The 8,629-nt window shown below is 71.8% G+C and carries 9 protein-coding genes; 3 read left to right on the top strand and 6 right to left on the bottom strand.

Annotated features, from left to right (window positions below):
* Window positions 1–184: 184 nt before the first annotated feature.
* Together kstD and chsH3 are read left to right on the top strand one after the other, a co-directional pair.
* Complete coding sequence (gene kstD, locus ON36_RS02360; protein WP_083884860.1) at window positions 185–1,867, top strand: 3-oxosteroid 1-dehydrogenase; 1,683 nt, start codon at window positions 185–187, stop codon at window positions 1,865–1,867.
* A 1-nt stretch (window position 1,868) separates the two neighbouring features.
* Window positions 1,869–2,729 carry an enoyl-CoA hydratase ChsH3 gene (gene chsH3 / locus ON36_RS02355; RefSeq protein ID WP_043647254.1) on the top strand — a complete coding sequence of 287 codons (861 nt, stop codon included), beginning with the start codon at window positions 1,869–1,871 and terminating at the stop codon, window positions 2,727–2,729.
* 55 nt (window positions 2,730–2,784) lie between these two features.
* Here chsH3 and ON36_RS02350 read toward each other — a convergent pair whose 3' ends face one another.
* The 6 genes from ON36_RS02350 to zapE all read right to left on the bottom strand — a co-directional run bounded on the left by ON36_RS02350 (window position 2,785) and on the right by zapE (window position 8,097).
* Window positions 2,785–3,243 (bottom strand): hypothetical protein, encoded by a 459-nt coding sequence (locus ON36_RS02350; protein WP_043647252.1) that lies wholly within the window; start codon window positions 3,241–3,243, stop codon window positions 2,785–2,787.
* Entirely contained in the window at window positions 3,240–4,514 is a 1,275-nt protein-coding gene (locus ON36_RS02345) for a DUF58 domain-containing protein (protein ID WP_043647250.1), read from the bottom strand. Before ON36_RS02345 ends, ON36_RS02350 begins: the two co-directional genes overlap by 4 nt.
* Window positions 4,511–5,473 (bottom strand): AAA family ATPase, encoded by a 963-nt coding sequence (locus ON36_RS02340; RefSeq protein ID WP_043647249.1) that lies wholly within the window; start codon window positions 5,471–5,473, stop codon window positions 4,511–4,513. Before ON36_RS02340 ends, ON36_RS02345 begins: the two co-directional genes overlap by 4 nt.
* Window positions 5,474–5,490: 17 nt before the next feature.
* Window positions 5,491–5,988, bottom strand: a complete 498-nt coding sequence (locus tag ON36_RS02335; protein WP_043647248.1) for a hypothetical protein — start codon at window positions 5,986–5,988, stop codon at window positions 5,491–5,493.
* A gap of 64 nt (window positions 5,989–6,052) precedes the next feature.
* Complete coding sequence (locus ON36_RS02330) at window positions 6,053–6,973, bottom strand: DUF4129 domain-containing protein (RefSeq protein WP_043647247.1); 921 nt, start codon at window positions 6,971–6,973, stop codon at window positions 6,053–6,055.
* A 158-nt stretch (window positions 6,974–7,131) separates the two neighbouring features.
* Complete coding sequence (gene zapE, locus ON36_RS02325) at window positions 7,132–8,097, bottom strand: cell division protein ZapE (RefSeq protein ID WP_052313574.1); 966 nt, start codon at window positions 8,095–8,097, stop codon at window positions 7,132–7,134.
* 63 nt (window positions 8,098–8,160) lie between these two features.
* Here zapE and ON36_RS02320 point away from each other — a divergent pair.
* The coding region (locus tag ON36_RS02320) for a TetR/AcrR family transcriptional regulator (protein ID WP_052313573.1) at window positions 8,161–8,629 on the top strand (469 nt) is incomplete at its 3' end.

Below are 8,629 nucleotides of genomic sequence, written 5' to 3'. Positions count from 1 at the left end.
GGCCACTCGTTCGGACTCGGCGCGAGCGAGCTCTTCCGCGAGTTCGGTGCGCAGCGCGTCGGACAGCAACGGGGAACCTCCTGGTGGGTACGGCTCAATGCCACCAAAACTGTAACGGGTTTCGTGTCGGAGTATCAGCCCTTCTTCCAGACAACATAGCGCAACAACGCCCTCATTCTATAACGTGTTCTACATGAGTGATCGGGAATACGATGTGGTGGTCGTCGGTAGCGGCGCCGCCGGAATGACCGCCGCCCTCACGGCCGCCCACCGTGGCCTGTCGGTGGTGGTGCTGGAGAAGGCGGCGCACTACGGCGGGTCCACCGCCCGCTCCGGCGGCGGCGTGTGGATTCCGGGCAACAAGGCCCTGCTGGCCTCGGGCAGGCCGGACGACCGGGACGCCGCCCGCACCTACCTGCACAGCATCATCGGCGACGTGGTGCCCGCCGAGATGATCGACACCTACCTCGATCGCGGCGCCGAGGCCTTCGACTTCGTCCTCGACCACACCCCGCTGAAGATGAAGTGGGTCCCCGGCTACTCCGACTACTACCCCGAGGCCCCCGGCGGCCTCGGCGAGGGCCGCTCCTGCGAGCCGAAGCCGTTCAACGGCAAGATCCTCGGCGCGGAACTGGCCAACCTCGAACCGCCCTACGCCAAGGCGCCGCTCAACGTCGTCGTCATGCAGGCCGACTTCGTGCGGCTCAACCTGATCCGCCGCCACCCCAAGGGCATGATGCGCGCCATGCGGGTCGGCGCGCGCACCTACCTGGCCAAGTTCACCGGCAAGCACCTGCTCGGCATGGGCCAGGCGATCATCGCCGCCATGCGCAAGGGCCTGCTCGACGCGAACGTGCCCGTGCTGCTGAACACCCCGCTGACCGACCTGGTGATGACCGACGGCCGCGTCACGGGCGTGAAAGCGCTGGAGAACGGGGAACCCGTCACCTTCACCGCGCGCTACGGCGTCGTCCTCGGCAGCGGCGGCTTCGAGCACAACGCCGACATGCGGGCCAAGTACCAGCGCCAGCCCATCACCACCGAGTGGACGACGGGCGCCGCCGCCAACACCGGCGACGGCATCCAGGCAGGCATGGCCGTCGGCGGGCGGGTCGACTTCATGGAGGACGCCTGGTGGGGTCCGACCATCTTCAAGGGCGGCAAGCCGTGGTTCGCGCTCGCCGAACGCAACCTGCCGGGCACCATCATGGTCAATGCCGAAGGCAAGCGGTTCGGCAACGAGTCCGCGCCCTACGTCGAGGCCGTGCACACGATGTACGGCGGCGAGTACGGGCAGGGCGAGGGCCCCGGCGCCAACATCCCGGCCTGGCTCGTGTTCGACCAGCGCTACCGCAACCGCTACATCTTCGCCGGTCTCCAGCCGGGCCAGCGCTTCCCCTCGCGGTGGCTGGAGAACGACAACATCGTCAAGGCCGACAGCCTCGAGGAGCTGGCCGAGCGCATCGGCGTCCCCGTCGAGAACCTGACCGGCACCGTCGCCCGGTTCAACGGCTTCGCCGCCACCGGCAAGGACGAGGACTTCGGCCGCGGCGACAGCCACTACGACCGCTACTACGGCGACCCCACCGTCAAGCCCAACCCCTGCCTGGCCGCGATCGACCAGGGCCCGTTCTACGCGGCCAAGATCGTCCCCGGCGACCTGGGCACCAAGGGCGGCCTGGTCACCGACACCGCGGGCCGCGTGCTCGGCGAGGACGAGACCCCGATCGAGGGCCTCTACGCCGCGGGCAACACCAGCGCCCCGGTCATGGGCCACACCTACGCAGGCCCCGGCGCCACCATCGGACCCGCGATCACCTTCGGCTACCTCGCGGTCCTCGACATCGCCGCGAAGAAGGAGAAGTAGCATGCCCATCGACCTCGAGCGCGCGCTCGGCGCGGAACTGCCCGGCCGCGAATTCTCCTGGACGCCCACCGACGTCCAGCTCTACCACCTCGGCCTCGGCGCCGGAGGCCGTCCGACCGATCCGGCCGAACTGCGCTACCTCGACGACCGCGCGCCGCAGGTGCTGCCCACCTTCGCCACGGTCGCGCCGACCCTCGGCGAGACCGAGCCGCCGCGGGTCTCCTTCCCCGGCATCGAGATCGACCTCGCCAAGGTGGTGCACGGCCATCAGGAAGTGGTGGTGCACAAGCCGATTCCGGCGACCGGCAAGGCGACCAGCACCGGCCGGATCGCCGAGATCTGGGACAAGGGCTCCTCGGCGGTCGTCGTCCAGGAACAGACCGTGACCGGATCCGACGGCGAGCTGCTGTGGACGGCCCGCTCGTCCATCTTCGCCAAGGGCGAGGGCGGCTTCGGCGGCGAGCGCGGGCCGAGCACCAGGGCGCAACTGCCCGAGCGCGCCGCCGATCTCGAGCTGGTCGTGCCGACCCTGCCGCAGCAGGCCCTGCTGTACCGACTGTGCGGCGACCGCAACCCGCTGCACTCGGACCCCGGGTTCGCGGCGGGCGCGGGGTTCCCGGCGCCGATCCTGCACGGGCTGTGCACCTACGGTGTGGTCTGCAAGGCGCTGACCGACGCGGTCGCCGAGGCCGACGCGTCGGCCGTCGCCGGGTTCCGCGCCCGCTTCGCCGGGGTGCTGTATCCCGGTGAGACGCTGCGCATCCGGGCCTGGCGGTCCGACGGCGAGGTCGTCGCGGCGGTGACCGTCGACGAGCGCGACGGCGCGCCCGTGCTGCACGACGTGGCGCTGCGGCTGCGCTGATCCCGACGGCCCGAGAGCCCGGAACCGCGCGGTTCCGGGTTCTCGTCGTCCGGGCTCAGCCCTGTGGTTCCTCGATCTCCTCGGTGACCGCCGCGGGATCGCCCGCGAGCGGGCCGACGAGGATCGCGTACACCAGCACGATCAGCACCGGCGCGGCCAGCGGCGCCCAGATCAGTTCCACCGGAACCAGGGCCGCCGCGGCCGCGGCGACGGTGAACAGCACCGCGCCGCCGACCGACGGGATGGTCGTCGGCACGACGCCCTCGGGGGCGTGGACCAGGGCCGCGTTGAGCAGGTAGGTCGTGGCCACCAGCCCGGTCGCGGCGGCCGCGACGACGCCCGCGTCGGCCACGGCGAACACCCCGATCACCACCAGCACGGCGCCGACCGCCGCGACGCGGAACCACCAGCCCGCGATCACCAGCAGCAACGTCGGCAGCGCGGCCAGGGGGTTGATCAGCGCGACCACCGCGACCAGCAGGGCCCCGGACAGCACGGACAGGAATCTGGTCATCGGCGCACCCGCGAGGTCCGGCGGTGTTCGGGCAGCAGGCGCATGGCCTGGTCGAGGCGGGTGTCGTCGGGCCACGCCACGATGTCGACGCCGACGGTGCCCATGTCGCGGTACATCGAGGCCCGTTCGAGCTGCCACATCTTGGCCATGGTCGGCTCCAGCCCCTCGACGAACGGGGTGCCGCGCAGCACGTCGACCACGACCACCACGTGCCCGCGTTTGCGCAGGTCGATCAGCGCGAGCGCGAACTGGGTGTCGAGCAGGGTCGAGAACGCCACGATGATCGCGCCGATCGGCACGGCCGAATGCGGGGCAAGGGTGCCGGTGGTCGGGACGTGCTCGTCGCCCACGCCGAGCACCGTGTCGACGATCCGGTAGAACTGCCTGCGCCCGATGTCGGGCCGCAGCCAGCGCGGCTGCTGCCCGAGGCAGACCACGGCGGTGCGGTCGCCCGCCTGCAGCGTCGACTGCACCACCTGGGCCGCGCCGCGCACGGACTGTTCCAGCGAGTCGGTGGCGGGACCCGGCGCCTGCTGCGAGGTGTCGACGAGCACGACGACGTCGGCGGAGCGGTTGGTGAATCGTTCGGTGACATAGAGCCTGCCGCGGCGGGCGCTGACCGGCCAGTTCACCGTGCGCAGCTGGTCGCCGGGCGCGTAGGCGCGGATGTCGGCGTACTCGACGCCGGGCCCGTGTTTGCGGGTCAGGTGGGTGCCGATGCGGTCGGGAAGTTCGGTGCGCGGCAGGCGGACCCGCTGCGGGTCGGCCAGCGGGTAGGCGTACAGCTGGCCCGCGGTGGCCCGCGCGGTCGCCACCGCGAGGCCGGCCGGGCTCAGCGCCGACACCCGCACCCGCACCGGGTAGCGACCCCAGCGTGCCGCCGAGAGCGCGAGCCTCGCGCCCGCGGGCGCGAGGCCGGAATCGTGGGAGTCCTCGACGATCAGCCCGAGACCGTCCTGCGGCAGCGGCGTGATCCGCAGCAGCGCGTGTCCCTGCTCGACGAAGGCCGCGACCTCGCAGTCGACGGTCTCGTTCTCGAAGCAGCGCAGCACGCCGCTGCCGTCGATCTGGATGCGGGTCGGCGCCTGCTGCCAGGGCGCGGTCGCCAACACCCCGAGCATGGGCGCGGCGAACAGCACCAGCTGCCAGCGGCCGAGCAGCACCGCGAGCACCAGCGCCACCGCCGCGCACCCGGCCAGGATGAACACCAGCGGCGCGGGGCGCCAGCGCAGCGCTACCTCGACGGCCGTCGAGTTGTCCCGATGCCTCATGTGGTCGTCGCGCGGGGCACCGGTAGGCGTCGCAGGAGTTCGGAGATGACGTCCTCGCCGCGGATGCGGCGCACCCACATCTCCGGGCGCAGGGTGATCCGGTGGGCCATCGCGGGCACGGCCAGGGCCTTGACGTCCTCGGGGATCACGTAGTCGCGGCCGAGCAGCAGGGCCCGGGCGCGCGCCATCTGCACCAGATCCAGCTCCGCGCGCGGGCTCGCCCCGACCTCGACCTGCGGATGACTGCGGGTGGCCGACGCGAGCGCGACCACGTAGTTGACCACGTCCGGATGCACGGTCACGAACTCGACGGACTGGCGCATCTCCATCAGCCCCTGCGCGTCGACGACCTGCCCGACCTGCGGCGGCGTCGAGCCCCGCTCCAGCCTCCGGCGGATCATCTGGGTCTCGTCCTGCTCGGACAGGTAGCCGAGGCGCAGCTGGATGGCGAACCGGTCGAGCTGGGCCTCGGGCAGCGGATAGGTGCCCTCGTACTCGATCGGGTTGTCGGTGGCCAGCACGATGAACGGCTGCGGCAGCAGGAAGGTCTCGCCGTCGATGGAGACCTGGCCCTCGGCCATCGCCTCGAGCAGCGCCGCCTGCGTCTTGGGCGGGGTGCGGTTGACCTCGTCGGCCAGCAGCACGTTGGTGAACACCGGCCCGCGCCGGAAGGTGAACCGGCCCGAGGACATGTCGTAGATGGTCGAGCCGAGCAGGTCGGCGGGCAGCAGGTCCGGCGTGAACTGGACGCGGGTGAAGTCGAGTCCCAGCGCGGCCGCGAAGGACCGCGCGATCAGGGTCTTGCCGAGGCCGGGCAGGTCCTCGATCAGGACATGCCCCCCGGACAGCACGGCGATCATGATGAGCTGCAGCTCATCTCGCTTGCCGACCACGACCCGGCCCAGCTCGCGCAGGATCGCGTCGGTGCGCTGGACGGTAGCGTTCAACGGCATGGTCATCGGTCGCCTCTAACCCCTTACATGGTCTGCAGGCGGTGCAGGATCTCGTCCAGCGCCGCTCTGCCCGGTGCTCGACCGGTGTGGTCTCGTAACGCCGAGTTCGCCGGGTCCACCCAGCGCCACAGTTCGGGTCCGAACTGCAGTTGCCCGGCGGCTTCGATGGCTCTGCGGTTCTTCGATACCCGCATGCCGGTGGACAATTCGAACTCCTTGGCCAGCAGCGGCCGCAGGTGGCGGTCCCAGTCGGCCCTGGTGCCGTCGGCGCGGGCGGTCAGCATCTGCGCCCTGGCGTGCCAGCGGCCGAGCATCTCGACAGGACCGTTGTCGATGTGCTCGGGCAGGGGTTCCTCGGTCCGCGCCATCCGGCGCCGGATCGACCAGAGCAGGCAGCCGAGCGCGACCGCGACGGGCAGCGCGGCCGCCACGAGAACGAGGTCGCGGTCCTGACGCAGCAGGAACACCTCGACCAGCGCGACCGCTCCGGCCGCGAGGACGACCACCGGCCACTCCTTCATGCGCCGACCTCCCCCGTTCGGGCCGCCCGCGTGACCACGCGCGCCGCCGCCGGACCCTGACCGATCATGCCGCGGCCACCACCCTGCGCTGGAGGTCGGCGAGGACGATGCGCAGCAGCTGTTCGGCGCGCATGCGCTGCCACTCGAGCATCGAGTGCGGGCTGAACCGCGCCTCCTCGAACAGCGCGACCAGTTCCCTGGCCGACGCGTCGTGCAGGACGCCGCTCTCGAAGGCGCGCGCCAGGACTTCCATGGGGGTGTCGGACGCGAGCGGCGCCGCGGCCCGGTCGCTGGACAGGCCGCGTTCCATCGCGACATAGCAGGCGATGATGGCCATCCGCGGATCCTGGCCGGGTGCCGCGACGGCCGCGAGGCCCATCTCGGCGGCCCTGGTCAGCGAGTCCATCTCGCTGGAGGTCGGTTCGGGAACCGCGGGCGCGGGCGCCTCCGGCTCGCGGCGGGCCGCCACCGCGACCACGGCCAGGCCGGCCACCGCGACCACGATCAGCACGATGACCAGCACGGCCGCGATGAGCAGCGCCGTCCCGGTGAGGTGGGTGGGCCCGGTGGTCGGATCGGGCGCCGGGGCGTCGTCCGGCGAGGGCACCGGGCCCGAACCCTCGGGCGCGGTCGAGGTGGTTCCCGGCGGCGTGGTCCGTGCCCCCGGGAGCAGGAACAGCGCCGCGATGCCGCCGGCGAAGACGAGCGTGACCGCGGCCAGCGCGAGCGGCACCAGCAGCGCCATCCGGTTCAGCTTCGGCCGCTTCTCCCGTTCCGGGTCGAGTTGCGGCATCGACAGCGGTAACCGATGCTGACTGGCGATCACTCCGGCCAGCAGCACCACGATCGAGACCAGCAGCAGGACCGGCATGAGCACGATGGCCAGCGGGGACGGCAGGCCGGGCGGTTCGACCGGGCCCGCGCCGGGGACGTAACCCTGGAGCGCGACGACAGCCGCGGCGATGAGCGCCATCACTGCGATCACCCGCGTTATCGGCGCCCTCACCCCGATCACTGCCTTACCACCAAACCCAGAGCCTGCACAAAACAGCCACATAGTTACATGCCGAGTGGTTCGTCCGGGAGAAAATCGATTACTTAGGATTTCCTCCCATCTATTGTGCGCCGGGACACTGACATCCGCTAACCCGTGGCGGCGGTCACCTGCGTGAATGCCGGAAGTTCGCCGAGCCGGCTGGCCGTGCGGGACAGATCCGGGACGCCACGGACCCCCTCGACCAGCGCGCCGAGACCCGTCGCCGCCTCGATCGTGAGGGGCAGGTCCGCGTCGTAGAGGACGTCGACGAGGTTCACCAGGCGCATCGCCTGATCGGGCGGCACGGCCGCCAGCCGCGGCACACCGCGCAGCGTCCACCGCCGGAACCGCCCCGCCAGCCCGACGTAGTCGGCGGCGGAGGTCGGCGTCCCGCACAGGGCCGTGAACTGGAAGGTCACCGCGTCGCCGGTGACGGTTTCGGCCTGCACGGTTCGCCCGTCCGACAGGTCGACCGGCATCGACCGCGCGACCGGGGCCGCCGGGGTCACCCGGTAGGCCCCGGCGGTGAATCCCCGGCCCCGCCGCGCGCCGAGGGTGCGGTAGTCGACGGGGCCGTCGACGCTCACCACATCGAGGTGCGCTTCGAGCTCGGCGATGACCGGCAGGAACCGGTCGTGGAACAGCGGGTTGGGCAGCAGGCCCGCCGGCGGATAGTTCGAGGTGACCACCAGCACCAGCCTGCGGGCGAACAGGGTGTCGAGCATGCGGGCGATGAGCATGGCGTCGCCGATGTCGTGGACGTGGAACTCGTCGAAGCAGACCAGGCGCGCGTCGCCGAGGAGTTCGTCGATCGCGCGTTCGATGCTGTGGCTGGCGTGGACGGCGGCGTGCAGCCGGGCGAAGAAGGTGTGGAAGTGGAAGCGCCGCTTGCGGTCTCCCTCGACGTCCGCGAAGAAGCGGTCCATCACCAGCGTCTTGCCCCGGCCGGGCCTGCCGTGCAGGTAGATCCCCCGATGCCGACGCCGCGGGCGGCCGCGCCGGTCGAGCAGGTCGGCCAGCGCGGCCGCGGCCGCCCGCTGGTCGGGATCCAGCACCACCGCGTCCGGTTCCATGTCTCCTCCTCCGTCCTCTACAGTTGTAGAGGATCGGCACGGGGCCGGACGAGGAAGGTGACGATGTCCACACGAGACGACCACCCGGCGGGCACCCGCGCGGCCGTCACGCGCGGCGACCGGCGCGCCCTGATCGCCGAGGCGGCCGCCGACCTCATCGCGGAACAGGGCATCCGCGCCCTCACCCACCGGGCGCTCGACAACGCCCTGCGGCTCCCGGCCGGGTCGACGTCCTACTACTTCCGCACCCGCCCTGCCCTCGTCGCCGCCGTCGCCGACACGATCACCGCCCGGTCCCGCGCCGATTTCGAGGACGCGCGGTTCCCCCCGCCCGCCGCGGCCGATCCCCACGCCCTCGCCCGTGGGATCGCCGCCTGGGTGGACCGGCTGCTCCGCGAGCGCCGCAACCACCTCGTCGCCCGGCAGGCACTGATCATCGAATCCGCCACCGACGAGGACCTGCGCCGACGGCTCGCGGGCGGACTGTTCTCCCGCGAGCGGGCCACGGAGCTGTTCGCCGCCCTCGGCTCCG

The organism is Nocardia thailandica NBRC 100428 (assembly GCF_000308795.1).
In the GTDB taxonomy this organism is placed as follows: domain Bacteria; phylum Actinomycetota; class Actinomycetes; order Mycobacteriales; family Mycobacteriaceae; genus Nocardia; species Nocardia thailandica.
This window is presented reverse-complemented; position numbering and strand designations above follow the sequence as displayed.